The sequence below is a fragment of the Leptospira sp. GIMC2001 genome, assembly GCF_028462125.1.
In the GTDB taxonomy this organism is placed as follows: Bacteria; Spirochaetota; Leptospiria; order Leptospirales; family Leptospiraceae.
This window is the reverse complement of sequence record NZ_CP115469.1, coordinates 45,023-69,937: the sequence shown is the minus strand read 5'-3', so window position 1 is coordinate 69,937 and position 24,915 is coordinate 45,023. Positions and strand designations below refer to the sequence as shown.

Genomic DNA, 24,915 nt, shown 5'->3' with positions numbered 1-24,915 from the left:
AGTTCGTTAGCAAACATTTTATATATAAAAATAAATGGGTAAATTAGAATGAGGAAAAAATTACTAATTGGAGTATCTAGTCCCGTAGGATATTATTACGAATTAGAAAAAATTAAAGGAAGACCAGGACCAATTTTAGAGACCCCTCTTAGCTATTTCCTTCTTTATGATGAAATTTGGTTTTTTTCCAGAAGAATTTGTCCATATAATATGGAAAATTTAAAATTTGTACATTTTATTGATGAAGAACTTGAACCGAAAGGTTTAAGTCTGGATGCAATTCCAAAGGACGAGCAAAAAGAATTAGGAAGATTTCCATTTGAAGATTGGAATAAAATTATAGTTTCAACACTCGGAAATGATTGGAGGTACGATAACCATTCTCGTAGTTTCAAATTTGGTGAGTTTAATATTTTACCAACACCAGGAAACTTTCAAAATCTTTTAATAGATCGGTACATAGCTAGTAAACATGGGATGACACTGGTAGAAAACTCAGCAAATTCATTATGGAGCAGAGAATTTAATGAGTCACATTTACAAATGAAAATTAGTGAACGATTAATAAATGCTTCAACGACATCAATACAAACATTAGAAGGTCCTTGGCATCCATCAATCGAAGAATTAAGGAATGATAATCTTTTAAAGTTATATCGTAATAAAATTGATAACCAACTTTCAGTAGAGGATATTACAAATTTAGATAATAAAATACAAGAATTATCAAATGAATTTGATTCAATAGTAAATCGAATTGTGAGAGACAAATTTAATAAAATTTCTGTGGGAAAAAGTGCAGCTCTTTACTTTTTAGGACTAATACCTACAGCTGGAAATTTTATCGGAGGTTTTGGATTATTAAAAGAAACAGTCGATCTAATTCAAGCAAGAAATAATGAAGGATGGACAGGATTTTTAGGACAAGCAAAAAAAATGGTAAATAATTTGTAGTAAAAAAAGCGCCCTATAACTCAATAATAGCCATTTCCCCTCGCGACCATTGAAGCGATGGTGAGGGCTTGGGTCAATTACCGTGTCATAGCGATTGCTTCGCCTGTTATTGAAAATCATTTATTCGAAATCGTCTTCTTAATCTCCATAATCGGTGTTTCCCTGGGATTTATTACGATTCTTTTAGTTGATTTCGAGGTAAGCCAAATTATATTTGTCGAATATTCAAGCTCGATGCGAGAATATCTGTAGTTCAATTATATTGAGTTATGCGAAATAATCAAAAATTAATTTAGGAAAATCAAAATGGAAGAACCACAAAAAGAGAATTATTCCCGAATAAAAAAAACAATCGGTATTATTATAATTGGAGCTTTTGGAAGCGGAATTTGGGATATTGTATTTAAGCCTTCAACTTCATTCTTACTTTCAACGTTTGTTAAATTAGCTGCTGAAACATCAAGTGCCTATCGAAATTCTTTATACATTGAATCGGCTCGCGGATTTCATGAACAATCTTCAGTCTTTTTACATTTGATCGCTATTTCAATTATTCCTTTTCTTTACCTAGTAATTTTACGAAGACATCCATATAAATACTCAAAAGAAGCACGAACCAAGAACAAAAAGACGGATTTCTTAAATTCTAACAAGGGTTATTATCTACTATTATTTATTACAACACTAGCATTTTTTAGTGCTTTTTTAAGTTTAGTAAAAGTTTCTTACGTAAATTCAACAATTACTTACTTTCAACAATCGATCACAATTCTTGAACCTGTTTATAGTGTGAATGAGGTTAAATTTTTAAAAGCAGCATTTGCAGGCATGAGAAGTGCTGAAGACTTTAAACGGATTGAAACTGAATTGGAAAAAAAAGCAATTAAATTTAAAATAAAATTACCAGATCTAATCCCAAACATTGATTTTTAATTTTTGATTACTTCGCATAACTCCGCGTTGCTGAAAAGGTCCTCGCATCTTTTCCCCCTTAGCATTCAACTATCACTTTTTCGAAAACGTTTTCGTGATCGCTAGAATCTGAGTGAGACTCGGTTTATCGAGTTCGACTAAGTGTTCGATGATTTCTCGATAGATCTAAAACTTCTTGAATTTGTCTTTGTTTAGAGAAGCCTCGTATTTATCCCAGAGTAATTTATTTTTATAGTGAACCATCAAGCCTTGGGCTGTATATGAACTATCTTCAGAAATAGTGATTTCTTGATGTGTTCCTATTTTCCATCTAGTCACTTTGTTTAGATCGAAAATTGGATCTCCGTACTTTTCTATTATATTCTTTTTTAAAGAAAAATAATTTGGCTCATCAATTTCAGATATTTTCAATCCTATAAAGTAAAGAGTTCCAGATTCATCGAAAAAATAAACAATTTGTTTAGGGAAGTCTGAGTTCAGTTCCACAACAATGCAATTGTTCCGTCCAGTTCCATCATCTTCATCCCAGCCGAATTCCGCACCTGAGTATTTCTTCTTTATGGCTTTCACAACATCTTGTTTTTTACTTTCTAAATTAATTCCATCAAAACCAATGGCCTGTTCTTTTGAATGAGTGAAAATTGCGGTGGTGAGAAAAAATAAAATTAATGAACAAACAACTGTAACCTTTTTTTTTCTTAAAATAAAATGCATAGCTACTCCTTAATTCTCCGACAAAGTTTTTATAACAGCCAATGTTTTGGCAAGGTTTTGTTTATCCATCCGTACTAAAATCTCTACTATTTCTTTAATTTCTGGTTTTTTATCTATTTGCCGGAGTAGGGCGTTTTCTTCCTGGATCTTCTTCTCTTCTTCACCGAGATCGATGAACATCTTACCGGTACCGTTTAAAAGCCAGTCGCTGCTTATTCCGTAAGTCTTCTCTATTAGGAAGGCGATTGGTTTGGAAATTTTCCTTTCGCCCGATATATACATGGAAATCGTGCTCTGCTTGACTCCCATTCGATCTGCAAACTCCTTCTGGGTTAATTGTAGATCCTTAATAATTTTTTTTAAATCTATCATCTATTTTTTGCTTTTGTGATAAATATTGATTGCAAAATATCACTATGTGAAGTATGGTCATTTTAGTTATTATTACTATCACGATACAAAGGAAAGAGAATATGAGAGCCAACCAAATTCAAGCTAATAAAACAGAGGAAAACTCTGTTATGTCACCTGAAGAGATAAATAAGAGACTTTCAGAAATGAATCTTACTCAGACAGATCTGAGAATTCGAACTGGTTTGTCCTACGCTACGATCAATGGAACAATCAACAAAAGAATGGATAGTGCGACATTGCTGTCCTATTTGGAAGATCTTGGAATTAAACACAACCGTCCGTACAAGAAAGAACTTGCTCGACATGTGATTTATCCAAAAACACAAAACCCCCTAAAAAGCAATCAAGTAGCCTAAGGAAAAGTGGATGAATAGTTCGAATTTGATTCCATTTACCTACGAAAACAAAACTGTCAGAACAGTCGATATTAACGGTGAACCATGGTTTGTAGCAAAAGATGTTTGTGAGATTTTGGAGATCCAAAATTCTACTGATGCTTTGAATCGACTTGATTCAGATGAACGGGCTAGATTCAATCTAGGTCGTCAAGGTGAAAGCAATATTATCAGCGAATCTGGACTTTACTCTTTAATTCTAGGATCTCGCAAACCAGAGGCGAAGTCATTTAAGAAATGGGTCACGAGCGAAGTCCTTCCAGCAATCAGAAAGACAGGATCTTATTCTAAAACGTCAGCGAACAAAGAGCAGACAGAAGATCCCAAGTATTTGGTTGCCAGAGCACTTATTGCTGCAAACACCTTGATCGAAGAACAAGACGCTAAGATTGCAGAGCTCACACCCAACGCGGAGTTCGCAGAACAGGTTAAAAAATCTAACGATCACTACACATTCACTGAAGCTGCAAAAACATTATCGTATTTGAATTTGGGTTCGATCGGCCTGTTTCGATTTTGTCGGAAAAATCGGTTCATCATGAAGAACAATGAACCTTACCAAGAATTTCTTCAAAAGGGATATTTCAAGCAGGTGATATTAGCCTTCGAAAAAACTCACGGTGAGTCTTCGTCTTACAAGAAGACGGTTTTCACTGGAAAGGGATTACAGTTTATTTCCGAGAAACTTAAGGAAGCTGGATTCAAGAGAATTCATCAACCAGCGTTATTTCAAGAATCTGGTATTGCAGTAGGGCAAATGTGATGGGCGAATTTCTGAACATGTTAAATGAGCAACTTCGAGAAGAGAATCTTCCAGAATGGAAAGATAAAACTGATGATCAAGAAAGTGAAAAAAAGTTCATCGAAGCGAATAGGAAAAAACCGATTCAAGATCGGATTTTTTTCAACAACGATGAGCAATCCCACTACCTGGAATTACAACAAAGGTTTGCAGGATTGAGAAAATTACAGGATAGGCAATGGTCGGATTTAACCGTGAATCCACTATCGGGAGCTTATAACAAGACGGCTTAGAATTTAGGGAAAAGGAAAACCCCAGTGCTCGAACACCAGGGAACCGATGAGTGGTTAATCTCACCATCGGAAATAAGAGATTTTAGAACAAGGAAAAAAAACGATGAGTAAAGAACACACAATCACAGAAGAGATCTTCTCGATATTAGATACCTACACGTTGCTTAGAGATGCAAAAGTCTCTCATGAAAATGCTGTTAAGGTATTAAAAGAAAAAGGTTGGGTCGATCAAGCCAACACAATTGATTTTCTAAACGGTGGATTGAGTGACGAAACCTACAACGAATATTTCAGAGACCAAAAACTACAAGACGCTCCCTTACCGGATTCGGTTATCAGAGTCGCTTGATAAAAATGGAAATGAATACTACGAGCTCATCTGTCGCAAAACAGGACAGAGACTCGCTGTGTCTTTTGATCGAGCAATGCTCGTAAATAAAGTAATAACTGAACTTATGGAGGTTCAATGATGACAACAACAGAAAATCAACTTCTCATGGAGACTGGAGAAATTAATCCTTCAGCATATCAAAACAAATTTGAGGAAAAGCTGGATGCACTACAGACTTTGTTCCCTCGAGAAAAATACAATATGGTTCTTTTCTCTCAATTCTTAATGAATTGTCTGCCAGCAAATGTAGTATTGAAACCGCAAATAGTGACTGTAACCAAAGATGATATCTGGGATGAAAGGAATGCTGAAGGAGTCGGGCTAAAAAAAGGTCACGTAATGCTCAAATCCGAGAAGGTAATAGGAATAGGGCAAGCAGTTGGAATCAAATTAGATAAAGTCACTGATAAGACCATTGAAATTGGTGGAGTCGCTCATTTACTGATTGAGTATGTTGCAAGTCTTGATCTTCCAGATGGTACACCTTCAATCACACCTCCAACCGGGAAAGCGTTACCAATTTTAACTAGTTCTGGAAAAAACCAGGCTCATGTTCATGAATCTTGTGATCGTAAGGCTAAACGAAACGCGATCAAAGAACTTTTACAAATTCCAACACAACTTCCTCTTGAGCAAGCAATGAAAATGTGGGTTTGCATGAAGGCAGTGTATAAAGACGATGATGGTGGTTTTAGTGCAAATAAAATTAAGACGATCAACGCTCAAGCTACTCAGGCAACTACCTTGCTATTCGACGACAAAGGGCCGACTTACGACGAGCTTCTTTCTGAAATAGAGAAGGCAGAGTCCAAGGTCGAATTGGAATCGATTCTCGCGAAGGTCAACAACTCGAAATTCGAATCCGTTTTTGAAGATTCACTTCGACATAGAATGAACCTGAGACACCGACATTTAGCTGAAAACGCTAAAACAAAAGGAGAACCAAAATTATGAAAGTAGGTATTATAGCAGACATTCATCTTCAAGGTGGATTCGAATCTAAGGAAGCTATTGCATTGGATAAAGCTCGGAATTTATTCCGCGAACAAGAAGTTGATTTGGTGTGTGTGGCCGGTGATATCTATGAAGGTGTTTCAACCGAAGATCAGAGATTAGTGTTCAAAGAGTTCTTGGACGGAGTAAATCAGTTTGGAGCGCGAGCTATAGTGCTTAGAGGAAATCATGATGCTCCTAAAGAATTATTGATCAATCACCAATCTGAGTATGTTACGGTATTTGAAAAACCAGGAACTCTGACAGTAAGTTTGAGAGATGGTTCTCATATATTCCTTGGAGTAGTTCCTCATTTCTCGGCCGGAGCCGTTGCATTGCAGTCAGAGAACCTCACTGAATTTGGAGAGAAGGGAACGTCATTGATGATCGATCTCCTCAACAAAATGTACCAGGATTTCAATAATCAAAAACACCCGTCTATGCTCTTGTTCCACGGAACTGTTTCGGGAGCCAAGTTGGATAACGATAATATTCCAAGACACAATGGAATCCACCTTCCACTTTCAGTTCTGGAAACTTTGGGAGTTCCCGTTGTCGGTGGTCATTATCACAAATTACAGAATGTAGGTGGTAGTGTTTGGTATCCTGGATCAATCACGAGACAAACTTGGGGAGAGTACAAGGACGACAAGGGAGTTCTTATCTGGGAACACAATGGAACCAGCTGGGAGAAAGAACCTGTTTTTCATTCTTTGAATCCACAACCAATGGTTTCGATTTCAGCTGAATTCGTAGACGGGAAGTTCATCGATCAACAGACCAAAGAGGAAATCAATCTACAGAACATTGCAGAAGCTGGATCCAAAGTTCGTTTTCGATACACGGTCAAAGCCGAGGAAGTTCATAGCATCCCACCTGAGTTCAAAGCACAACTCCAGGCAATCGATCCAGACGCTAAGATTGAGAAGAAAACCATTCACCAAATTTCGGTTAGGAACGCTGAAATCATGGAAGCTACCGGAGTTGAAGACTCACTTCGAGTTTACTATCAAGGAAGGGGACTGACGGACTCCGAAATACAGTCCATACTCGAAATCAGAAGAGAGATTTTGGAAATGGGAAAAACTGAGCAAGACAATCAAGACGAGGTCGCAGCATGAGAATATTAGAAATCAAAAACAAAGGTGCAATTCCTTTCCCTGAAGAAATTGTCTGGAAGCCAGGTGACGATCAAAAGATCGCGATCATCGGAGACAATGGTTCTGGAAAAACTACACTACTTGATACAGTGTGTATGGCATTCTACGGAATTACTCCGAACAGAAAGTCAGAGTCTGGTAGGGATGAAGGGGCTATCTACGGATGCTTTACAGATAAAAAAAGTTACATAGAAGTAAAAGTTTTTCTTAAAGGTCAAGAGATCCATGTAAAAAGGCTCATTGATCCTATATCAAAAACTCAGAAGCCCTACCTTTATGTGAACGGAAAGGCTGTGACCGAAGGGAAAGTCAAAGAGTTCGACAAAGAATTCTTGAAGGTCACTGGAATTTCTCAGGAAATTTTCCTCTCAACGATTTATCATTCACAAAAGGGGAAGGGACACCTATCGTCATTGAATCAGAGTGACTCGAGACAATTACTTGATCAGTTCTTGGGTTTTGGCGAATACGATCGAGAGTTCTCTCTGGCTGATAAAGAGAGAAAGATTCTCGAAGACGAAATCAAGGGCGACCAATTCGCGATCACCGAGCTACGCAAAAAGATTGAGAAGAAAGAAGAAACTCAGAAATTACGATCAGATCTTGAACTAGAGAAATCGACGAACATCAAGAATATCGAATCATGTGAATTTCTTCAAAAGAATTCCATGCAGAGAATTGCCGATCTCAAATCTCAGAACACAGACGTGAAAGAATCTTTGGAGAAAAAGAAGAAACTCGAAACTGAGAAAGCTACACTCACAACAGAAATCACCGATATCCAAGAACGATTGAAAAACAATCAGACTCTATTGGATAAAGCTCCGGCAATTCGAAAAGCAGACATGGAACTCAAAGAAGTGAACGCACTCATTGAGATAATCGAAAAGGAAATAGTTTCGGCTAAATCTCAGTATGAGACAGAGGCAAAATCTCTTCGTGAACTTATTGCATCGACCAAAGAGAAAGTTGCATCACTCAAATTAGAACTCACTGTTAAAACTACCGAGTGCACTTCGTTCACTACCCAGATCAGTGGATTGGATACGCGAATCGCTGGACTAAACAGTACCCTTGAAAGCTTAAAATCCAAAGCCGAGCTATTGGACAGAGTTCCTTGCTCCGGAGTTACGGTTGGCGACAAAGTTCTTTCCGAAGAATGTGAACTGCTCAAAGACGCGGTCGAAGGCAAAAAGAAAATTGTTACCGTTGAACAGGATATCGCAGTTCTAGAAAAACAGAAGGCAGAGATCCAAGAGAAACTCAATGCGTCTCAAAAGGAAAAGGAAGCTTGTGAACTATCCATTAGTTCTTTAGAAGAAACTCAAATCAAGACCGAGAAAACATTGGAGAATCTTCCACTACTCAAAGCGATTGAGCAGAAAGAAACCACACTCACTGATCTCAGGAAAAAGGTTCCAATCCTACAAGAAGAATCTAAGAACATCGCGCATCTAGATCTTGCAGAGGAAAGAATAAAGGACTATGAAGCAAAACTTGTAACCGCAAAAAACAAGTGCTCGGACATAGAACAGGAAATAAATAATCTCCAAGTTCTTCTCGATTCCAAAGATAAAGAAACTCAGGCAATCGAGACAGCTGAATCCGAACTCGATCAGATCAATATTGAACTCGCTGACTTGCGAAAACTCAAAGACGAGATTATTGCGAAGATCACAACTCAGGTTAATTCACTCAAGGAAATTGAAGAGTCTGAAATTCGTTTGGACAAACTTCTACAATCTCCGAAAGCACAGAGACTCACGTATCTAAAACTTTTGTGTGAAGGTCTGTCTCCAAAAGGTGCAAGAGCTCTAAAACTCGATGCTGCGGGTCCTGGAATTTCCGCGTCAATCAATGGGATTCTAGAAGAATGTTACGGTTCAAGATTTCAGGTCAGGCTTCAAACAACCAAAGAAACAGGGAAGGGAGATCTTCGAGAAGAGGTTTCGCTCATGGTCTTAGACGAAGAGACAGGCGAAGAATCGTTGGTTGATAACAAGTCTGGAGGACAGGCGGCCATCATCAAAGAAGGGATCTCTCTGGGAGCCGCTGTCTATCAACAACAACAATCGGGAGCCGATATCAGAACTCTTATCCGTGATGAAGCGGACGGTGGTCTCACTCCGAAGAACGCTCACCTTTACCAAAAGATGTTGGATAAAGCGATGCTAGTCGGAGGTTTCGAACAAGTCATCTACGTCTCACACAAGCATGATATCCAGAAACTAGCGGACAAAGTTTATCTGATCGAGAAAGGGAAAATATTTCCTCTCTTACCAGGTAGTTCTCTCGAATTGGGCGAAGCTGCGTAAAAAAGTGATCTTTAAAATTTAAGACAAAGGAGGAAATTCAAGTGTCGACCAAAAACAAAAAAACCGAAGCACCTGCAACGAAAGCTGCACCTAAAAAGAAATCCAAGAAATAATTGGAATTCATTGATAACGAAAAACGGTCGGGAGAGATCCCGGCCTTATAAGGAGTCTCATATGTTACAAGAAATTGAAGATCGGAATCAAGTTACAAATTTAGAGCGGTTAGTTGGGAAATTCTCACGTCCAAGCTTGCTTAGAAAGAGAACGAAACTGATAATCAAATTGCTTAATACGATTAAGGATTTAAAAGTTCGAAACTATATTCAGAAAAATGACTTAGAGCGATATGCGAACGATAGAGAATATCTTAAAAATCAAATCACAGAACGCGATTTGATGCTTGCCGATTGTTACGAGACATTGACTTCCAATAAATTCGAGCTCGACAAGCTTAAATCAGAGATCAAACAGTCCGGTCGAATTTTGAACATTGCGGTATAGACAATGGAAGATTTGATTTTAATAACAATCGGTGTCGGTGCTCTTGCCTTCGCCATAGGTTTGTTCATCGGACATCGATTAGGTAAATCTAAACCGAGAAGCTATGATACAAAGGGGCAAATACCCCCTTTTTTTAGATCTTAGTATGAGACATATTACACTATTATTGGGACAAAGAAAATGGTTTTAGAAAAAATAAAATACAAAGCTGGGAACATGAAGATCGAGTATGTCAATCGTGGAACGGACATGGTAGTTGTCCTCGATTCCAAAAAACATACGGAGGATCTAGACACGTTAATCGGGCATTTACAGAAATTTCGAAGTTACGTGAATTTAAAATCCGAACTTCGAATTCCCGAAGACGATTGGAATCTGATAAATGTTGTTGGACTCGAATTCCACACGGAAGAGAAAAAAGGCTTGGGTAAAGGCGTGCGATTCTTCTATGAAGTTTATCTCAGAAACCACATGCCATACGAGACAATTGAAGGGATATCACCCTTCACATACCTTAAGTGCAACTACTCAAATCTCTTAGTTCCTCAAACAGTAAGATCTGAGTTAGAGCTATTCAGCGATTCAGTATTAGATACGGCGCGTGTATTCATGAAAGCCGACCAAAAGCAACCAACATTATTTCAAATAGATGAAGAAAGAAAAGAGGAATTAGATCATGCGTGAACTCGAAAAACACCAATTCAATCTCTACCCTGAAATGGGTGAGGCCGAAAAAAGCGAACTCGTAAAAGACATGGAACTCAATGGATTTGATCCGCAATTTGCCATAGTCCTATTCGAAGGGAAGGTTCTAGATGGATGGAATAGATATCTTGCGGCCCAAGAAAGCGGAAAACTTTTCAAAACTCGTGAGTTCGTTGGTGATCGAAACGATGCTCTACTCTATACAATCAGAACGAATAAGAGAAGAGATTTAACACAATCACAGAAAGCAATTCTCGCTACCAACTACAAGCCACTTCTCGAAGAGGAAGCAAAAGCTCGAAGTGAATCTAATCTAAAAAACCAGAAACCTAAATCTGGGAATTCAAAAACTCAGGAGACCAAAGGCAAGGTAAACAAGGTTCTCGCACAACAATTTGATACGTCTGAGACATCAATCAAACAAGCGACCAAGCTTAAGAAAGAAAATCCTAAACTACTCAAGCAAGTAGAAGAGGGAAAAATGTCTTTGGGTAATGCTGTGAAGAAGCACAGATCAGAGTCTACTCCAGCAGCAAAGAAGTCTGAAACCAAAGCAAAATCAAAAAAAGCGAAATCCGTTCCTCAGTTAGTTGGAGATCTTGCGAAGGTCGAAGGCATACACAAGAACATGGAGAATTCTTGGAAAACAATATCCCAAGTTCTCGCAGTTCACTTGGATGGATCACTCAAATTTCATGATGAGATTGATAAGTATATTCCGGACCCGGGCAAAGATTTTCTAGAAATCTGGCAAGAATACTCGGCTATCATTCAAAGACTTCGATCTTGGTGCGCTGACAAAGCTGTAAACTGTAATCGCTGCAAAGGATCAAGAACCATGTTCATCGATAACCAGGGGAAATCAAAGACTTTGGAAGATGGTGGGAAACCAGTTAAATGTCCTTACTGTATGCATGGACTCGTAGGTAGATAATATTTTGAGGAACCATAATGAATAACTCTAGAATCGAATGGACAGACCATACACATAACGAATGGATCGGGTGCGAAAAGATTTCCGATGGATGTAAGAATTGTTATGCTGAAGATTTAATGGATAAGCGTTATAAAAAGGCTAAGTGGGGAGCGCATGGAAACCGAGTATTAACTTCGATAAATAACCGAAATAAACCTTTTTCATGGGATAGAAAGGCCGGAAAAGAAGGCATTAGATATAAAGTTTTTGCACAAAGTTTATCAGATACTTTTGAGGATAGAGAAGAATTAGAATCCTGGAGGGTTGAACTATTTACAAGAATTAAATTAACTACAAATTTGGATTGGCTGATTCTAACCAAAAGACCGGACGTTGCAAAAAAGTTTTTTGAAAAGTATCCCGAGTTTTGCGATTTACCAAATGTATGGTTAGGAGTTTCGGTCGAAAATCAAAAGGCAGCCGATGAAAGAATTCCAATACTATTAGATATTCCTTGTAAAGTAAGATTCTTATCAATGGAGCCTTTATTAGGAGAAATCGACCTAACTAATATTGCCGGAGATATTGGAATAGGGCTACATAGTTATGATGTGCTAAATGGTAAAAATATTCACTGGGATGATGATGGCAAGTGGACGCCTTGTAGCTCTATTGACTGGATTATTGTCGGAGGCGAATCAGGACACAATGCACGTCCTATGCATCCAAATTGGGTTCGATCGATTCGTGACCAATGCCAAAAAGCAGCCGTTCCATTCTTTTTTAAGCAATGGGGTGAGTGGGTTGCGCAAGGAAGTGGTGTTTTCATTGAACGTGTTCCTGATCTAGATAAAATAATAAGAGAGCATGATACATCATTTTATAAAGTCGGAAAAAAAAGAGCCGGAGCAAAATTAGATGGTATGGAATGGAAAGTGTTTCCGAGGAAAATCTATTGAAATCAGTCGCACTTTATTCACATCCAGGTGGACACGCTCGTGGAGAAGTTATTGAGATACTTCCTGCAGGAACAAACGTCTATGAGAAATATGATCTTAAGGATCTAGCTTGTAAGATAAAAGAAAGTATCAACCAGGAACGATATGTTCTGCGAGTCCATGGAAAAGAGAAGCTCGTTGTAATACCTAAAGATCGAATCTACAAACTGGAGAAGATAGCTTGAAATGCCAAATTATAAGAGTGCAAAATCTAGGGACAAACGTTCCCGCGTTCAAAAATTCAAAGACAATTTCGAAATCCAAGAAAGGGAAAATGATCTTCCGAACTTCGGACAAAGCGAAATTCGAAATGAATGTGATAATAGCCAAATTGCTTTCCTTGCGATCGTCTTCCGAGTCTCAGGAAATCAGCGCAGAGATATTGACGGAATGGTATCAACAGTATTGGACTCTCTTGTTCATGCCAATATCATTCAGGACGACGACCTGGGAACAATCCCTTCAATTTTTACAACTTGGCTCCCTTGCGAAAAAGGGGAAGAAGGATTCGATCTAGTGATAGGAGAGATATGAATATAAGCAGCTATCAAATCCTAGAACTTCTAAAGAAGAAACACCAGGGGCAGAATGATGTTTTCCTTAGCGAATTGAATACAGGTGAAGCTCGATCAGGGACAACGCGTATGGATGCATGGGTAATGCCCAGATCTTGGGTTAAACCTGAGTGCACAGCCTATGAGATAAAGGTTTCAAGATCCGATTTCAAAAAGGATGAAAAGTGGCAAACTTATCTTCCTTATTGCAACTATCTGTATTTCGTTGCACCTCCTGGGATAATAGATCCAAGTGAGCTGCCTCCTGAAGCTGGATTGTATATTACATCGACTAATGGTCAAAAGCTGTTTAAGAAGAAACTATCTGTTAGAAGATCTCTGGAGATTCCTCAAGAAATGTTTCGTCTTGCACTTATGAGATGCGAACCTTCAAGAAGCCTGTTGCTCACTCAACTGGATAAATATGACCAAAAACAGAGAAGGCTTCAAGAGCTTGAAGAATATCTTTCGGAAAAGCGAATACTAAAGGAAAGAGGAGCAAAATTAGGTAAGAGTATTCGAGAACTTATAAAATGCCAGATACTTGAGGTAAGAGAAGAAAATAAATCTCTCAGAACGACTATCGAAGAATTGAAGCACGTAATGACCTATCTGGAATCAATAGGATTTACGGAAAGTCAACTAAAGTCGACTGATCCCTATTATTGGAGATACAAAGTTTTGGATAAGGTGAAAGAATTTAATCAAGCGGTACCAGAAGGCTTTATTAAGAATCTCAAAGAACTGGAATCATCTTCCAAGGCAATCATCTATAAGTTAGAAAATTTACGAGACCATGAAAATGAAAAAAATTAAGGAAGAACAGATCGCAAGGCAAAGAGAACGTCAACGAGAGTCCGTTAAGCGATATCAGGATTCTCGGAGAAGCAAAGAACCTTCACGATACGCCAAGAAAATGGCAGTGGGAATGGAGCAATGCAGAAAGAATCATGGCTATCGTTGCATACTTACTGGATCTCGGAATATCGTTGTCGCTCATTTATTAGGACGACGTACAAGGTACAAGCGTTATGATCCGACTGATCCGAGAAATATGTTTTGCATTACTCCTGCTCTTCATACTGGAAAAGATAGCTATGATGAGCACACGTCTGTTCCCAAGCGAATCGAATGGCTAAGAGGATACGGTCTTCACAATTTAGCAGAACGATTGATTTGGCTCACGACTCCAGACGATAGGGCTTTGGCTATATCTCACAATGAGACAGAGGCAAATATATGAAAAAGAAAAAATTCACTTTCGCGCCACTTACCGCCTTACTTAATCTCTCAGGTCAAAAGGCTCTGGTCTATACGACTTTACTTACCTTCCAAGGAGCTAATGAATATGCGTGGCCTACTTTACAGGCTATCTCCGATCGGATGGGTGGGAAAATTAAACCAAAGAGAATTTCTCAAATCACCAACGAGTTAAAAAGGGAAGGATGGTTGATTATTATCCGACGAGGTTTCGGTCGATCAAATAAATACCAATGCACTTTTCCACCTGATCTACTATTCGTTCCTAACTACAACGAACAACCAGAGATCCCGGCCATTCCCCAAGGGAAGATATCCAAATTATCTGAAACCCGAATCACAATTCAAAGTTTAGGGGAAGCACAAGTAGATGAATGGGTTCCAGACAAGATAGAGGAATGGGAATACAAATATCTGAGCAAAGAAACATTAGAAGGAGTTGTTAATCGATGAGCGTGGCAGAAATTATTGAAGATCAATTCGATAAAAGTAAAACATGGAGTGTATCTGTTCAAGATCTTCCGGAAGAATTTGTATCTTTTCATGCTCGAAGAATAGCTGAATTCACAAACAGGAATCCCAGGGAAAAGGTCGTAGAGCTGATTAAGAAGATAAAGAAATATCGTCCCGAAATTCAATTTGAGTTCAGTAAATTTCCTCAAGAAATTAAATCTCGAGCTCTCGAAGCATATCTCAGAGGAGAGTCATGATCTCTAGACCTGCTTTAAAATACAACGGTGGAAAATTCCGGCTGAGAGAGTGGATAATTTCTCACTTCCCTGAGCATAAGACTTATGTGGAAACATGCTTCGGAGCCGGATCTGTTCTCTTGAGCAAAGAGCGGTCAACTGTTGAAATTGCAAACGACCTCGATCCTAATATTGATAATTTTTTCCAATCTCTGAGAGATCGACCTAAAGAATTAATTAGAAAAATTGAATTTACTCCTTACTCGGAGAGCTCTCTAAAACTAGCTTTCTCCAGAATTAAATCTCAAGACTCCATAGAACGGGCATGGGCTTTCTATACAATATGTTGGACTTCACTAAAAGCAAATGATATTAGAAAGTCCAACATAGAATTTCGTCTTAAAGGGAACTTACTGAACGGAGGAGGTCATAATCCTGCAAGGTTATTTGCAGAGATCCGGCATCTTTATCAAGTTTCAAAACGACTTCGTGGAGTTACCACAACGATGATGGATGCGGAAGAAGTTCTTAAATATTTTGATTCTCTTGATACGCTTTTCTACGTTGATCTCCCTTACTTAGGAGAATCAAGGAACACAAAGAAACTCTATAATCTTGAACTACTAGACATTGAAAGCCATACCAGGATATTGAACGCCTGCGCACAAGCAAAAGGCATGGTGATAGTCTCTCACTACATACACCCTCTCTATGATTCTATTTTGAATAACTGGGAAGTTGTGACTAAGGACACAATGAGCAACTCATTTGCTAAAGGATCAGGAAGAAAAGAGAAACTTAGAACGGAAGCTCTTTATCTAAGCCCTAGTGTTTCTGAAAGATTGCATCCTTCATTGTTCAGGGAGGTCATATGATTGGTGCGGACTTATACTACAGTCTTTCATTCAATTTCCTAGTGTTTTGTTTGATCATGATCTACTATTTCCAGTTCAAAGTCAGAGAATCGAGAATCTTTAAACTAGTATTCCGAGTTAAACAAATTATCCGTAAAGCAGGTATCGAATAATGACTCATTCAGCGTTTACTACAATCAATAAAGGTGACTTCGTTACATGGATGCAATCATCAATAAATTTTAAAGGTCAGGTGGTTGATATTATACCTAAAGGAGCTTCAGCTTCACAGATATTACGTCAGCATGATCTTCAACTAAAATCATCGACTATGGATATCTCAAGAAGAGGCGACCGGGTTCTAGTGAAAATAGATGAGAAACACTACACTCCGCTATTAAGCAATGTTTATAAACTAAAAAGGGAAAACCAAAACAATGGGTAAATTCGCACAAAACACAGATGTTTCAACAGACCGATCAAAAGCTGAGATCGAAAAGACGCTCCGAAAATATGGAGCTGGAAAATTCATGTCTGGTTGGGACGACGATCAATGTATGGCAATGATACAGTTCGAAATGCAAGGTCGAAGGATTAAGTTTGTATTACCACTTCCTTCAGTAGATAAATTTCGACTCACTGAATCCGGAAGGCAAAGAAAAAACAATTCAGATATTGAGGCAGCATGGGAACAAGCATGCAGACAGCGATGGAGAGCTCTGAACTTAGCGATAAAAGCCAAATTGGAAATGGTCGAATGCCAGATTTCAACATTTGAAGAAGAGTTCCTTTCTTACATTGTTACCGCCAGTGGAAAGACAGTTGGCGAAACTATCATTCCACAAATAGAAGAGGGCTATAATCAAGGTAGAGTTCCAAGACTTATGTTGGAGTGAATGTGAGTAGCAGGAATCGAGAAAAAACCGTGATAAATTGCCGATGCTTCAATTTACAATTAAAAGGTGTCGTCCAAAGGCGATCTCCATATGCTGAACGGATTTTTTTTCTTATGAAAGTAGATTCAATGTACACAAATCCAACAATGTCAAATCACCAAGTAGAGATTGTTGGGAGGAAACCCTTCGCAGTTGCTTGCATAATTTGGAGAGGTGGAAAGCAGAAATGGAAATTCAATATTCGCTACATGACTAAACTTAATGTGAAATTAATTAAGAAATCACTCAGCGACTTTGCAGAAAATAGTATGGAAATTTAGGAGACCCAATTAATGACAATTAACGAATATTTAATTAAGTTTAAGGATACATCATTCTATCCAAAGATTCTATCAGTCCAACAACCTTGGGCTTTGTTGATCGTTCTAGGATATAAAGACATAGAGAACAGGAATTGGAGAACAAATTATCGAGGAGAGTTCTTAGTTCACGCTGGAAAAACTTTTGATAAAGACTCTCTTCTTTACATTCAAGAAGAGTGGGGAATTCTCGAGGGAATGACCAAATCTGATTTTGAAACTGGTGGAATTGTCGGAAAGTCATCGATCATCGATTGTGTTTCGTCTTCGAACTCAAAATTCTTTTTTGGAAAGTATGGATTTGAGCTGGATACCTCGAAAAGCGAAAGATTGGACTTCCTACCTTACAAAGGTCAACTCAACTTTTTCTCATACAGACAATGAAGATCTATACTTCTTATTATGGCAATCTCCGGAATCTCGAAGAGGAAAACATAATTCCTATTTGTATCTCTCAGACCGTTCCAAAATATCTTAAGGGAATGGCATATTGCGACAAGCTAGCTCCGAATAGGGATATGCATGAACGAGGATACAGCTGGGACGAATTTAGATTGCGAGTATTAACTCCGCTTGATCAACAATTGATTTTTATGGAACTCGAAGATCTAGGGAAAGGAAAGGATATTGCTTTATGTTGTTATGAGAAAGATCCACTCACTTGTCATAGACATCTGGTTGGTGAATGGCTTTCCCTGAAATCAGGCGTACCGGTACAGGAGTGGGTCAAGGAAGATCCTCAACCTCTCTTGTTCTAAAATTTACAAACAGGCTCTTTTGCGGAACATTTATGTGCTCTCTGGAAAGCATACGGCCACCACGGATGAATATTTCTCTCCGCTTCCACTAGACACTGGTATTCCCAGGCAAGCTTTCTTGAAACACAGTTTTGAGCCTCGACACAACCAGCAAGATCCTTGGCATGCACGACGAACGCGTTGTACCGAGAAGTTCGAACGTATTCTAACCCTCTATGCTTAATGACCTCGCTGCTATGGGAGACAGCTTCAGGTGGAATTTCCAGAGTATAACCAGTAGACTCAAAACTCCCAGTGCATACGAGATTCGCTTTTTCAATTGCCAGGACGGTTTGATTTGTTTGGCAGTTCGCTATCAGGAAGCTTAAGATTCCGATAATCATCAATGGGTGAAGTTTTTGTTTCTTTGACAATTGGTAGATCCTCTTTTGATTTAGTTAGTTTGTTGTAAAAAATATTTACCAACGCGACCACCAAGACGATGATCACTGAGATAAATATAATTATCCATTTTTTGGGAATCGTTTCCCATGCAATTCCTATTGGTGAAAATTTCATTCTCCACCTCCTTTTCTGAAGAATCCGTGAATAAGTTCTTTGATCGTTGGAAAAAACGCTAGAAGTCCCGTGATGATAACTATGTGCCAAACCGTTATCTGTTTGGAAATATTTCCATCGCTGTCGTAAGATCTATATAGAACAATGTCTTTATAGGTTTCGCTCGGAAAAAGAATCATCAGAATGATTCCTACAAAGGTCAAAACCCCTCCGATAGCTCGCCAGATATTTGATCCCCTTAAGAATCTTCTCTCTTGTGTTTCAGTGTTTTTTGTATCATTTTCCATCGACTAGGTCCTTAAAATTGAATTTAGAATTACATGAAAAGCAGAACCCAAGTCCGTCAGCAAGAACAGCGTTGAACATCACGGTATCGCTCTGATCAACTACCTGCATTAGAATTTTCCCCAGGTTCTTTGACTTAAAAAAGATTCGCTTGGTCGGAACTTTGCAAAGAGGACATATGTGTGAATCACTCGATTTAAGAACAGAGATCCCGGAGAAAAGTCGCTGAATATCCTCATCTGTTATTTCCAGTCCTCCAACACTATTTTCCATTCAAAGAAAAAACGTTCTGCCTGTTTTCGTACAGAACGTGAGCGAAGTCCTTGGTGCTTTGATCATTATATTTTTCACCAATATACAATGCAAGTTCCCGTGCTTCAACATAGAGTCTGAGGAATCTTTTTTGTCCGGACTTCTCTGCCCGGAGAATGAAATCGTTCTTCCACATTTGATCGCTCCATAACAAACGAGGAACGGAGCAGAGTGCCGAGTCGGTACCGACTTTGATAAGATTCCATGCAGCGTGAAGATTTGCACCTGTCGCTTTTCCTAAAACCTTTTCTTCCCAAGTTCCGTTTCCAGTTGAATCACGATAACAGAGAACTTCTCCAGTTTGCACGAACGCCTTTTTCTTCTTGTGTAATCCTAATTGGAGAGTCGTGATTCCAGGCAAAACGTAGCCAGCTCCATCTTTGTGCAAAGGGTTATCTATAAAAAATTGTCCTGAATCAACTGTCCCTTTATAAGGCTTGAAATAATCATTCTTGTCGAATAACGCAATTGTATCATTCCAATCATCTATCCGATTATCGTTGTACAAGAATGTGTTGTTCTCGATTGTCACTCCACGGACACAGATGAACAGCATCTCGTTGAAGTGGAATCCATATAAGTCAGTTGCCAGGTCTTTAAGAATTTGTTTAGCGTTCATTGTCTTTATCCTCATCTTTATCTTTCAAGATGGCAGCTATGTGATGACTATAGCTGCTTAATGAATCGAACATCTTTTCCACATCGCTACTCTTTAATGTGTGATTAAAAAATGCCGATACAATAATCTCTTCAATTCCTTCAGATTTTACACATACTTGCATGTATGATTTAAAATTGTTTCTATCGAATTCTCTTCTCCAGGCAGATTCCAGTGACATATCGGAAATATTATTCCAAGATCTTCCTTTTTCGATTGCAGGAGCAATCCAATCAGGAGCCATTGAGATAAGAATGTTTGAGAATTTTATTGAGGCATTGTAAAAATTTCTATGACCACGACTTGCGTAGTTATGAGATTGAGTGAACTTGAGAACTGAGTTTCCGTTATTGTACTTTCCTCCGTTATGAAGTTGAAACACGCAAACAAGATCCGAACCTAAAGCTTGAGAGGCTAGGGCAAGTTCTGAGTACACGACCCATGATTTTTTTACTTCTAGTCTAGGAGAAACAACTCGTTCAGAGATATTCAATTTCCCAAATGAAAATTTGTATTTGAATCGATTCAGTACATAGATAAATCCTTTGAACGATGCAAAAAGCAAGATTCCGACCCAGGTCAGCGACCAAGGAATGCCAAAGAAGATTAGAAAGTGAATGTTCTCCTTCACCACGTCCGTAAAATCAATTGTAAATTCCACCTATTTCCACCTTGCATTGATCTTTAATTAACTTCTTTATACATAGAGCTGGTAAACGTCCGTAGTGAATTTCATCGAGCATCTCACTTTCTTTCAAAGGGTTCGAGAAGCAAGGATCGGGATTTACGAAACATCCTTCGGGATCTGCTTTCTCTATTTCATTTGCGATCTGTTTTCTATTCTGATTTGCGTATTCGTTGAACGTTGGATGAACGTGAATATAGATTCTTTGAGCACGAGGAAAATGATTCTTAACAGCGGACGCAAGTTCTCCAAAAGTCTCTGATATCCGCGCATTAGGAATTTTCCTTAATAGATCGTTTCCCCCGACTGTGGTAAAAATCAAATATCTAGGATCAAGTGTTCGAACCGATTTCCTGAATCGAGAAACATAGTCGCATAGAGTATCTCCTGATACACTATTGATTTGGTGGACCAAAGGATCATAAAATCCATCGAATGTCCGCGCAATGTCCCAAGTCGAATCTGTTAACGATGCACCTTGATATTGAACGAGATCCCTCATGTATCTTTCAGCATATCCACCAGCCACGTACACGGGATTCAGTGTGTAATACAATTGGCAATTAGCTTGGTCATAGACCGAAGTGTTTTGAGCCAAGAACAATGCTAGTAGCAATTCTCGATCTTGTTTTTCGTTTCGCTGTGAGCAAAAAGGAATAAACAGGAGTACTAAAACTAAAAGAAATCTTTTCATTGCCATCCTCCGTCAATGTTTATTGCAATTAATTGAGTATTGGTCTGAGCACTAGCGATCTCTAGCTTCAAAGTGTTTGCTCTTTGAAGAAGAAACAGTTTTCTTTGTGCTCCATCAGCAAGTACTTGTTTGATTTGCTGTGCTGTGTGCTGTCTGTAATCCGGGACAGGAGGATTCTCAGAGTTCTTGCACATATAATATACGTCCGTTCCTTGCGACACCGAACCAATCAAATTGAGTTGATCGTCTCGATCTGAGTCATATGTGTGAACGGAACCCAATGCACTTGATGTAAAACCGCTAACGATTTTCTGCGAACAGATAAAATTTACTTTGTTATGTAAAAACTCCTTCTTCTTGACCAAATCAACCTGCCAGCCTTGTCCTTGAACGTGCTTTTGGAATGGTTCGTCTGTTAAAGGTATGTCTGTTGTTTCAGTTGATTCATCAATTTCATCTTCCCAAGAAATTAATTCTCTAGATCCCAGATGGTTGACTTTCAAATAAACTGTTTTTTTAATAAATTCATGAGCAATTCCATTAGAGATCGAAGCTTTAAAAACTTTACCCACATCCGAATTGTAGTCAAGTGAGAATACCACTTTGTGTAAATCGGGTTTGAATAAAGCCCATGCGTCTTTGCCCGACAATTGCTTTTTTGAGCTATTGTAGAATAGAACTATATTGGTTGATTTTTCTAAAATGTAATTCATTAGAATATCCTCGTTTTAAGTGTGTCACCAGTCCATGCACCTGTTGTTTCGTTACCTGTTCGCGGAGTTCCTGCACCGTTAGCTAAAGGCGATCCAGTCGTTCCAGTAGTAGGATACGCCTGATTTCCTGAACCTCCACCACCTAGATTTGATACTACATCACTGTATCTATCTGCGAATGTCATATTCTGGAACATATCTTGACCTTCGAATCCAGGAGCTCCTCCATCGTAATTCCCTCCAGCAGCCTTCGCCCGCGATCCATGAACTCCTGCTCCTCTTGAGATTATACCTCTACGATCTGGCACGTTTATTGTTGTTGATCCGTTGCCAAATCCCCATCCAACATGAGTTAACATCTCTCCAGTTTGGTCGGATGTGAGATCGATTATCGAGCCACTTGGTGTTAGAGAAATTTGGAAATCATTCGCAGTCGGATTCCTGACGTAGTATCGAGTGAGTGCTGTGATACCTCCACCAGTGAATCCAAATTTTACTAATTTTCCTTCAGTTCTTCCATGAGCTACGGAATTAACTCGATCAGTTCCTGGTGTAACAGAAACAACGGTTTTAATTAATTTAGCTAGAAGACTCGGAGCTAACAGAGATCGCAAGTGATCATCTCCATCAGATAAGACAAAACCATTTTGTTCCGTGAGTTCATCGAGATCATCGGTGATCGTACTACAACCCAATGGGATCTGCTTATTCACCGCTGCATCGAGTTGTGCTTGTAACGCGAGAAGATCTTCGTTGGTCGCCAGAGTCCCGGACTTAGATTTCGGAAGTTTGATCGAATTAAGAAGTTTATTTGCTTCAATTATATCACCGAAGGCAGCATCCTTCTTGTATTCAATGAGCTTTGTCCATCCTGCAGAAACCGTAGGGAAGGCAGCGGTCGTGTTGTAATTCTCGCGCACATTAACTTTATAAGCCGTTCGGACATCAGCCAAGTCGTTAAACGGAATTTTGGTTACCGCATCCCAGAATTGTAGACTCACTTCATCGCTTGCAACTTCTTCGAATTGGAATTCATAGAAACCCCAATAAGCAGCATCAGTTGGAATGAGAGTCAGTGGCTCAAGGAAATAGATTTTGCTCCCAACCAAGAACATTCCACTTTCAACATTGATCTGTGAAATCGTGAAAGATGCGAGGTCTCCACCCACTAATTGTGGTTCAGTTGATCCAAGATCAAAGAGTTTTCCTAAGAACTCTGCAATGGACTCAGGATAAAGAACGATATCGTCTTCTAATCCGGGAACTTGCCCGATAGTCTTTGCGTTAACCCTTTGGTTGGCATTATATCTCGGACGTTTTCGTTGGGAGTTGGGTAATACGAGGGCTGTGGATGTGGGCATATTGTGTTATCCTATGTAATCTCTGTTTATGAATGATGAATCTAAGTACATGGTTCCGAGTTCTGGATCATCGGCTATGACTCCAGCATAGAGACCAACTCCTGCGATTTTCAGTTTGGAAATGAATCCAAGAAGTGGTTTATCAATTGCGAAAATATCTTCGAAGAAAACGTATATCGCACAACGTGGATGAGTGAAGACCGCGGACACCTGATTGTTTCGGTCGATAGAAGTATCCATGTATGCATTATCTAAGTAGAATCCAATTTCATGCGCTTCTTTGATTATAGTCGGAGAGCCTTGAGGAATAAGCCGTTTGATGACAGGCATAGTCCCGATGATAGCCAAGATGATTCCCAGAATCCGTTGTCTATATTCGTTGTCCGCTTGACCTAAAGAGTTTGGTATTCCTAAGAATTTTCCCCAAGCAGCTAGCAGGTGACCCGAACTTCTGATAAGAGGAAATTCATCGGACAGCCTTATAGCGAATCTCGCAGTCCACTCCAATTGGTTGTGAATAGCACCACGGGCTAGGTCGTTAGGTTTTTCTATCAATTGAGGTTGATCCGCTTTTGGATCGTGGACCAGTGCCTTATAGATCTTTCCCTTACGACTAAATATCGTTAAGTATTGGGATATGTTTGTTCTGTCCTTGATCATGGTTTCGGAATCCTCACAATTGTGGTGCAAGCAATAGTTCCACCACCTGTTCCACCTATTTTAGGAATCTTTCCGGTCGGAACCGAAACATCGGCGGTCGGTGTATTGAATCTTATTCTTTGAAAATCTGGATGTGAAGAAAGACCGGCAGCCCATAACAAATCATAGACAACGTTGTTTCCGTTTTTCAGTCTGTTAACGTAATTTGAAATTGCTATAGTCGAAATACTTTCAACTTGTTCATCGGTCAAAGCACTTGTGTCCAGAACATCGAGTTCGTAGTCGACGTTGATCGGTTCAATTTCTATTGTTCCGACAAATAATTGAACTCCACCACCTTTGTACCCAACATCCGAGGAATTCACTACTCCGTTGATAATATCGAAGACCGTGTCGATTAACTCGGAGCTGACTAAGGCTGTTCCATCACTTATGTAAACCAAAACCCAACCAGTTTCAGGAGCTCCTGTATAAGGGTTTTTGTTCTCGTCGACAAACGCCTCGACCACTCCGGGAATACTGAGAACTGCATTTCGGATTCCATCTAAAGTGGATCTTGCTAAATTTTGAATATAACCCTGAAATCTAATTTCTCGCTTTTCATCTGATTCTTCGCCTTCGCCTCCAGATATAGGGAAGGGATTGAATATCCTGTCAAATACCAGTTCTTCACCGGTCAACGAATCTGTGATATCGCCTCGTCCTTGAACAGTGTCGATCTCGAGACCTTGAATATTTCCTTCGGGTCCGAAGTTATCGGCAATGATATCGATATCTACGAAAGTCGCAGGTTCAACAATGGTCGCAGTGGACACAGTTCGGTACCGAACTCCAAACAGATCAATACGGAATTGAGGAATAGAAAAACTACCAACTACATCGGCTTTAACATAACGAACGAAACCCACGGATTTGAATCCTGGGAGTTTCCCGAAACCGAAAGTTTCGAAACATGCTTCTCTTATTGCGTGTTCATAGGCAGCCTGAAAATCACCTGAGATCTTGACCAAGATAAATATTATGGCTTCGGACAATGTCCGGATTCTAGATCCTGGTTTCCAATTGGTAAGCCTCACACCTTTAGCAGCTACATATGAAATGAACTGCGATAACAGTGCATCAAACGTCCTTGGAGCGTAAGGCTTTAAATCCATGGACAGGGACAAAGTGCAGATTCGAAAAAATCGTCAAGATA

The 24,915-nt window shown here is 39.2% G+C and carries 36 protein-coding genes; 25 read left to right on the top strand and 11 right to left on the bottom strand.

Features of this window, described 5'->3' with window-relative positions:
* Positions 1 to 48: 48 nt before the first annotated feature.
* Both O4O04_RS20325 and O4O04_RS20320 read left to right on the top strand, forming a co-directional pair.
* Positions 49 to 954 carry a hypothetical protein gene (locus O4O04_RS20325; RefSeq protein WP_272536196.1) on the top strand — a complete coding sequence of 302 codons (906 nt, stop codon included), beginning with the start codon at positions 49 to 51 and terminating at the stop codon, positions 952 to 954.
* 306 nt (positions 955 to 1,260) lie between these two features.
* A complete protein-coding gene (locus tag O4O04_RS20320; protein ID WP_272536195.1) occupies positions 1,261 to 1,887 on the top strand; it encodes a hypothetical protein in 627 nt (208 codons plus the stop codon).
* 165 nt (positions 1,888 to 2,052) lie between these two features.
* Here the strand turns inward: O4O04_RS20320 and O4O04_RS20315 are convergent, their stop codons facing one another.
* Both O4O04_RS20315 and O4O04_RS20310 read right to left on the bottom strand, forming a co-directional pair.
* Positions 2,053 to 2,601 (bottom strand): hypothetical protein, encoded by a 549-nt coding sequence (locus O4O04_RS20315; RefSeq protein ID WP_272536194.1) that lies wholly within the window; start codon positions 2,599 to 2,601, stop codon positions 2,053 to 2,055.
* Between the two features lie 9 nt (positions 2,602 to 2,610).
* The gene (locus tag O4O04_RS20310) at positions 2,611 to 2,973 is read right to left on the bottom strand and encodes a helix-turn-helix domain-containing protein (RefSeq protein ID WP_272536193.1); all 363 of its coding nucleotides are present in this window, start codon (positions 2,971 to 2,973) and stop codon (positions 2,611 to 2,613) included.
* Positions 2,974 to 3,074: 101 nt separating this feature from the next.
* Between O4O04_RS20310 and O4O04_RS20305 the strand changes: the two genes are divergently transcribed.
* From O4O04_RS20305 to O4O04_RS20195, 23 genes are all read left to right on the top strand, one after another.
* The gene (locus tag O4O04_RS20305) at positions 3,075 to 3,371 is read left to right on the top strand and encodes a helix-turn-helix domain-containing protein (RefSeq protein ID WP_272536192.1); all 297 of its coding nucleotides are present in this window, start codon (positions 3,075 to 3,077) and stop codon (positions 3,369 to 3,371) included.
* A gap of 10 nt (positions 3,372 to 3,381) precedes the next feature.
* A complete protein-coding gene (locus O4O04_RS20300; protein ID WP_272536191.1) occupies positions 3,382 to 4,173 on the top strand; it encodes a phage antirepressor in 792 nt (263 codons plus the stop codon).
* Positions 4,173 to 4,445, top strand: a complete 273-nt coding sequence (locus O4O04_RS20295) for a hypothetical protein (RefSeq protein WP_272536190.1) — start codon at positions 4,173 to 4,175, stop codon at positions 4,443 to 4,445. Before O4O04_RS20300 ends, O4O04_RS20295 begins: the two co-directional genes overlap by 1 nt.
* Before the next feature lie 103 nt (positions 4,446 to 4,548).
* A complete protein-coding gene (locus O4O04_RS20290; RefSeq protein ID WP_272536189.1) occupies positions 4,549 to 4,794 on the top strand; it encodes a hypothetical protein in 246 nt (81 codons plus the stop codon).
* Between the two features lie 117 nt (positions 4,795 to 4,911).
* Positions 4,912 to 5,790: a hypothetical protein gene (locus O4O04_RS20285; RefSeq protein ID WP_272536188.1), complete on the top strand. Its 879-nt coding sequence runs from the start codon at positions 4,912 to 4,914 to the stop codon at positions 5,788 to 5,790.
* On the top strand, positions 5,787 to 6,950 hold the full coding sequence (locus tag O4O04_RS20280) for a metallophosphoesterase family protein (RefSeq protein WP_272536187.1): 1,164 nt from the start codon (positions 5,787 to 5,789) through the stop codon (positions 6,948 to 6,950). Before O4O04_RS20285 ends, O4O04_RS20280 begins: the two co-directional genes overlap by 4 nt.
* On the top strand, positions 6,947 to 9,304 hold the full coding sequence (locus tag O4O04_RS20275) for an AAA family ATPase (protein ID WP_272536186.1): 2,358 nt from the start codon (positions 6,947 to 6,949) through the stop codon (positions 9,302 to 9,304). Before O4O04_RS20280 ends, O4O04_RS20275 begins: the two co-directional genes overlap by 4 nt.
* Positions 9,305 to 9,478: 174 nt before the next feature.
* Positions 9,479 to 9,805: a hypothetical protein gene (locus O4O04_RS20270; protein WP_272536185.1), complete on the top strand. Its 327-nt coding sequence runs from the start codon at positions 9,479 to 9,481 to the stop codon at positions 9,803 to 9,805.
* Positions 9,806 to 9,985: 180 nt separating this feature from the next.
* Complete coding sequence (locus O4O04_RS20265) at positions 9,986 to 10,489, top strand: hypothetical protein (protein ID WP_272536184.1); 504 nt, start codon at positions 9,986 to 9,988, stop codon at positions 10,487 to 10,489.
* Positions 10,482 to 11,444 (top strand): ParB N-terminal domain-containing protein, encoded by a 963-nt coding sequence (locus O4O04_RS20260; protein WP_272536183.1) that lies wholly within the window; start codon positions 10,482 to 10,484, stop codon positions 11,442 to 11,444. The genes O4O04_RS20265 and O4O04_RS20260 overlap by 8 nt, the downstream gene beginning before the upstream one ends.
* A gap of 17 nt (positions 11,445 to 11,461) precedes the next feature.
* Positions 11,462 to 12,385 carry a phage Gp37/Gp68 family protein gene (locus O4O04_RS20255; RefSeq protein ID WP_272536182.1) on the top strand — a complete coding sequence of 308 codons (924 nt, stop codon included), beginning with the start codon at positions 11,462 to 11,464 and terminating at the stop codon, positions 12,383 to 12,385.
* Positions 12,382 to 12,609: a hypothetical protein gene (locus O4O04_RS20250; RefSeq protein WP_272536181.1), complete on the top strand. Its 228-nt coding sequence runs from the start codon at positions 12,382 to 12,384 to the stop codon at positions 12,607 to 12,609. Before O4O04_RS20255 ends, O4O04_RS20250 begins: the two co-directional genes overlap by 4 nt.
* A 1-nt stretch (position 12,610) precedes the next feature.
* Positions 12,611 to 12,958, top strand: a complete 348-nt coding sequence (locus tag O4O04_RS20245) for a RusA family crossover junction endodeoxyribonuclease (RefSeq protein ID WP_272536180.1) — start codon at positions 12,611 to 12,613, stop codon at positions 12,956 to 12,958.
* Positions 12,955 to 13,794 carry an MmcB family DNA repair protein gene (locus O4O04_RS20240; RefSeq protein ID WP_272536179.1) on the top strand — a complete coding sequence of 280 codons (840 nt, stop codon included), beginning with the start codon at positions 12,955 to 12,957 and terminating at the stop codon, positions 13,792 to 13,794. Before O4O04_RS20245 ends, O4O04_RS20240 begins: the two co-directional genes overlap by 4 nt.
* A complete protein-coding gene (locus tag O4O04_RS20235; RefSeq protein WP_272536178.1) occupies positions 13,781 to 14,221 on the top strand; it encodes a hypothetical protein in 441 nt (146 codons plus the stop codon). Before O4O04_RS20240 ends, O4O04_RS20235 begins: the two co-directional genes overlap by 14 nt.
* Entirely contained in the window at positions 14,218 to 14,691 is a 474-nt protein-coding gene (locus O4O04_RS20230; RefSeq protein ID WP_272536177.1) for a helix-turn-helix domain-containing protein, read from the top strand. Before O4O04_RS20235 ends, O4O04_RS20230 begins: the two co-directional genes overlap by 4 nt.
* Positions 14,688 to 14,948, top strand: coding sequence for a hypothetical protein (locus tag O4O04_RS20225; RefSeq protein WP_272536176.1), 261 nt, complete (start codon positions 14,688 to 14,690; stop codon positions 14,946 to 14,948). Before O4O04_RS20230 ends, O4O04_RS20225 begins: the two co-directional genes overlap by 4 nt.
* The gene (locus O4O04_RS20220) at positions 14,945 to 15,802 is read left to right on the top strand and encodes a DNA adenine methylase (protein WP_272536175.1); all 858 of its coding nucleotides are present in this window, start codon (positions 14,945 to 14,947) and stop codon (positions 15,800 to 15,802) included. The genes O4O04_RS20225 and O4O04_RS20220 overlap by 4 nt, the downstream gene beginning before the upstream one ends.
* A gap of 151 nt (positions 15,803 to 15,953) precedes the next feature.
* Positions 15,954 to 16,226, top strand: coding sequence for a hypothetical protein (locus O4O04_RS20215; protein WP_272536174.1), 273 nt, complete (start codon positions 15,954 to 15,956; stop codon positions 16,224 to 16,226).
* A complete protein-coding gene (locus tag O4O04_RS20210; RefSeq protein WP_272536173.1) occupies positions 16,219 to 16,677 on the top strand; it encodes a hypothetical protein in 459 nt (152 codons plus the stop codon). The genes O4O04_RS20215 and O4O04_RS20210 overlap by 8 nt, the downstream gene beginning before the upstream one ends.
* Positions 16,678 to 16,790: 113 nt before the next feature.
* Entirely contained in the window at positions 16,791 to 16,997 is a 207-nt protein-coding gene (locus O4O04_RS20205; RefSeq protein WP_272536172.1) for a hypothetical protein, read from the top strand.
* A gap of 12 nt (positions 16,998 to 17,009) precedes the next feature.
* On the top strand, positions 17,010 to 17,420 hold the full coding sequence (locus O4O04_RS20200; protein ID WP_272536171.1) for an ASCH domain-containing protein: 411 nt from the start codon (positions 17,010 to 17,012) through the stop codon (positions 17,418 to 17,420).
* Positions 17,417 to 17,794, top strand: a complete 378-nt coding sequence (locus O4O04_RS20195) for a DUF488 family protein, N3 subclade (protein ID WP_272536170.1) — start codon at positions 17,417 to 17,419, stop codon at positions 17,792 to 17,794. Before O4O04_RS20200 ends, O4O04_RS20195 begins: the two co-directional genes overlap by 4 nt.
* A 315-nt stretch (positions 17,795 to 18,109) precedes the next feature.
* On the opposite strand, the gene O4O04_RS20190 is transcribed toward O4O04_RS20195, so the two are convergent.
* From O4O04_RS20190 to O4O04_RS20150, 9 genes are all read right to left on the bottom strand, one after another.
* Complete coding sequence (locus O4O04_RS20190) at positions 18,110 to 18,352, bottom strand: hypothetical protein (RefSeq protein WP_272536169.1); 243 nt, start codon at positions 18,350 to 18,352, stop codon at positions 18,110 to 18,112.
* Positions 18,349 to 18,639, bottom strand: coding sequence for a hypothetical protein (locus O4O04_RS20185; RefSeq protein ID WP_272536168.1), 291 nt, complete (start codon positions 18,637 to 18,639; stop codon positions 18,349 to 18,351). The genes O4O04_RS20190 and O4O04_RS20185 overlap by 4 nt, the downstream gene beginning before the upstream one ends.
* 260 nt (positions 18,640 to 18,899) lie before the next feature.
* Positions 18,900 to 19,568: a hypothetical protein gene (locus tag O4O04_RS20180; protein ID WP_272536167.1), complete on the bottom strand. Its 669-nt coding sequence runs from the start codon at positions 19,566 to 19,568 to the stop codon at positions 18,900 to 18,902.
* Positions 19,558 to 20,268, bottom strand: a complete 711-nt coding sequence (locus O4O04_RS20175) for a hypothetical protein (RefSeq protein ID WP_272536166.1) — start codon at positions 20,266 to 20,268, stop codon at positions 19,558 to 19,560. The genes O4O04_RS20180 and O4O04_RS20175 overlap by 11 nt, the downstream gene beginning before the upstream one ends.
* Positions 20,252 to 20,986, bottom strand: a complete 735-nt coding sequence (locus O4O04_RS20170; protein WP_272536165.1) for an SGNH/GDSL hydrolase family protein — start codon at positions 20,984 to 20,986, stop codon at positions 20,252 to 20,254. The genes O4O04_RS20175 and O4O04_RS20170 overlap by 17 nt, the downstream gene beginning before the upstream one ends.
* Positions 20,983 to 21,699, bottom strand: coding sequence for a DUF4376 domain-containing protein (locus O4O04_RS20165; RefSeq protein ID WP_272536164.1), 717 nt, complete (start codon positions 21,697 to 21,699; stop codon positions 20,983 to 20,985). Before O4O04_RS20165 ends, O4O04_RS20170 begins: the two co-directional genes overlap by 4 nt.
* Positions 21,699 to 23,060: a phage tail protein gene (locus tag O4O04_RS20160; protein WP_272536163.1), complete on the bottom strand. Its 1,362-nt coding sequence runs from the start codon at positions 23,058 to 23,060 to the stop codon at positions 21,699 to 21,701. The genes O4O04_RS20165 and O4O04_RS20160 overlap by 1 nt, the downstream gene beginning before the upstream one ends.
* Positions 23,061 to 23,066: 6 nt before the next feature.
* A complete protein-coding gene (locus O4O04_RS20155) occupies positions 23,067 to 23,720 on the bottom strand; it encodes a hypothetical protein (RefSeq protein ID WP_272536162.1) in 654 nt (217 codons plus the stop codon).
* Positions 23,717 to 24,874, bottom strand: coding sequence for a baseplate J/gp47 family protein (locus O4O04_RS20150; RefSeq protein WP_272536161.1), 1,158 nt, complete (start codon positions 24,872 to 24,874; stop codon positions 23,717 to 23,719). Before O4O04_RS20150 ends, O4O04_RS20155 begins: the two co-directional genes overlap by 4 nt.
* Positions 24,875 to 24,915 lie beyond the last annotated feature (41 nt).

What these genes read in the sequence shown, in the direction of transcription:
- O4O04_RS20205 (WP_272536172.1), top strand. Translation starts at nt 16,791, where the DNA reads ATGAAAGTAGATTCAATGTACACAAATCCAACAATGTCAAATCACCAA.
- O4O04_RS20255 (WP_272536182.1), top strand. Translation starts at nt 11,462, where the DNA reads ATGAATAACTCTAGAATCGAATGGACAGACCATACACATAACGAATGG.
- O4O04_RS20310 (WP_272536193.1), bottom strand. Translation starts at nt 2,973, where the DNA reads ATGATAGATTTAAAAAAAATTATTAAGGATCTACAATTAACCCAGAAG.
- O4O04_RS20290 (WP_272536189.1), top strand. Translation starts at nt 4,549, where the DNA reads ATGAGTAAAGAACACACAATCACAGAAGAGATCTTCTCGATATTAGAT.
- O4O04_RS20325 (WP_272536196.1), top strand. Translation starts at nt 49, where the DNA reads ATGAGGAAAAAATTACTAATTGGAGTATCTAGTCCCGTAGGATATTAT.
- O4O04_RS20165 (WP_272536164.1), bottom strand. Translation starts at nt 21,699, where the DNA reads ATGAATTACATTTTAGAAAAATCAACCAATATAGTTCTATTCTACAAT.
- O4O04_RS20150 (WP_272536161.1), bottom strand. Translation starts at nt 24,874, where the DNA reads ATGGATTTAAAGCCTTACGCTCCAAGGACGTTTGATGCACTGTTATCG.
- O4O04_RS20280 (WP_272536187.1), top strand. Translation starts at nt 5,787, where the DNA reads ATGAAAGTAGGTATTATAGCAGACATTCATCTTCAAGGTGGATTCGAA.
- O4O04_RS20155 (WP_272536162.1), bottom strand. Translation starts at nt 23,720, where the DNA reads ATGATCAAGGACAGAACAAACATATCCCAATACTTAACGATATTTAGT.
- O4O04_RS20315 (WP_272536194.1), bottom strand. Translation starts at nt 2,601, where the DNA reads ATGCATTTTATTTTAAGAAAAAAAAAGGTTACAGTTGTTTGTTCATTA.
- O4O04_RS20185 (WP_272536168.1), bottom strand. Translation starts at nt 18,639, where the DNA reads ATGGAAAATGATACAAAAAACACTGAAACACAAGAGAGAAGATTCTTA.
- O4O04_RS20285 (WP_272536188.1), top strand. Translation starts at nt 4,912, where the DNA reads ATGATGACAACAACAGAAAATCAACTTCTCATGGAGACTGGAGAAATT.
- O4O04_RS20320 (WP_272536195.1), top strand. Translation starts at nt 1,261, where the DNA reads ATGGAAGAACCACAAAAAGAGAATTATTCCCGAATAAAAAAAACAATC.
- O4O04_RS20190 (WP_272536169.1), bottom strand. Translation starts at nt 18,352, where the DNA reads ATGAAATTTTCACCAATAGGAATTGCATGGGAAACGATTCCCAAAAAA.
- O4O04_RS20160 (WP_272536163.1), bottom strand. Translation starts at nt 23,060, where the DNA reads ATGCCCACATCCACAGCCCTCGTATTACCCAACTCCCAACGAAAACGT.
- O4O04_RS20305 (WP_272536192.1), top strand. Translation starts at nt 3,075, where the DNA reads ATGAGAGCCAACCAAATTCAAGCTAATAAAACAGAGGAAAACTCTGTT.
- O4O04_RS20300 (WP_272536191.1), top strand. Translation starts at nt 3,382, where the DNA reads ATGAATAGTTCGAATTTGATTCCATTTACCTACGAAAACAAAACTGTC.
- O4O04_RS20265 (WP_272536184.1), top strand. Translation starts at nt 9,986, where the DNA reads ATGGTTTTAGAAAAAATAAAATACAAAGCTGGGAACATGAAGATCGAG.
- O4O04_RS20210 (WP_272536173.1), top strand. Translation starts at nt 16,219, where the DNA reads ATGGGTAAATTCGCACAAAACACAGATGTTTCAACAGACCGATCAAAA.
- O4O04_RS20275 (WP_272536186.1), top strand. Translation starts at nt 6,947, where the DNA reads ATGAGAATATTAGAAATCAAAAACAAAGGTGCAATTCCTTTCCCTGAA.
- O4O04_RS20295 (WP_272536190.1), top strand. Translation starts at nt 4,173, where the DNA reads ATGGGCGAATTTCTGAACATGTTAAATGAGCAACTTCGAGAAGAGAAT.
- O4O04_RS20245 (WP_272536180.1), top strand. Translation starts at nt 12,611, where the DNA reads ATGCCAAATTATAAGAGTGCAAAATCTAGGGACAAACGTTCCCGCGTT.
- O4O04_RS20180 (WP_272536167.1), bottom strand. Translation starts at nt 19,568, where the DNA reads ATGAACGCTAAACAAATTCTTAAAGACCTGGCAACTGACTTATATGGA.
- O4O04_RS20270 (WP_272536185.1), top strand. Translation starts at nt 9,479, where the DNA reads ATGTTACAAGAAATTGAAGATCGGAATCAAGTTACAAATTTAGAGCGG.
- O4O04_RS20235 (WP_272536178.1), top strand. Translation starts at nt 13,781, where the DNA reads ATGAAAAAAATTAAGGAAGAACAGATCGCAAGGCAAAGAGAACGTCAA.
- O4O04_RS20200 (WP_272536171.1), top strand. Translation starts at nt 17,010, where the DNA reads ATGACAATTAACGAATATTTAATTAAGTTTAAGGATACATCATTCTAT.
- O4O04_RS20195 (WP_272536170.1), top strand. Translation starts at nt 17,417, where the DNA reads ATGAAGATCTATACTTCTTATTATGGCAATCTCCGGAATCTCGAAGAG.
- O4O04_RS20260 (WP_272536183.1), top strand. Translation starts at nt 10,482, where the DNA reads ATGCGTGAACTCGAAAAACACCAATTCAATCTCTACCCTGAAATGGGT.
- O4O04_RS20230 (WP_272536177.1), top strand. Translation starts at nt 14,218, where the DNA reads ATGAAAAAGAAAAAATTCACTTTCGCGCCACTTACCGCCTTACTTAAT.
- O4O04_RS20215 (WP_272536174.1), top strand. Translation starts at nt 15,954, where the DNA reads ATGACTCATTCAGCGTTTACTACAATCAATAAAGGTGACTTCGTTACA.
- O4O04_RS20220 (WP_272536175.1), top strand. Translation starts at nt 14,945, where the DNA reads ATGATCTCTAGACCTGCTTTAAAATACAACGGTGGAAAATTCCGGCTG.
- O4O04_RS20240 (WP_272536179.1), top strand. Translation starts at nt 12,955, where the DNA reads ATGAATATAAGCAGCTATCAAATCCTAGAACTTCTAAAGAAGAAACAC.
- O4O04_RS20170 (WP_272536165.1), bottom strand. Translation starts at nt 20,986, where the DNA reads ATGAAAAGATTTCTTTTAGTTTTAGTACTCCTGTTTATTCCTTTTTGC.
- O4O04_RS20225 (WP_272536176.1), top strand. Translation starts at nt 14,688, where the DNA reads ATGAGCGTGGCAGAAATTATTGAAGATCAATTCGATAAAAGTAAAACA.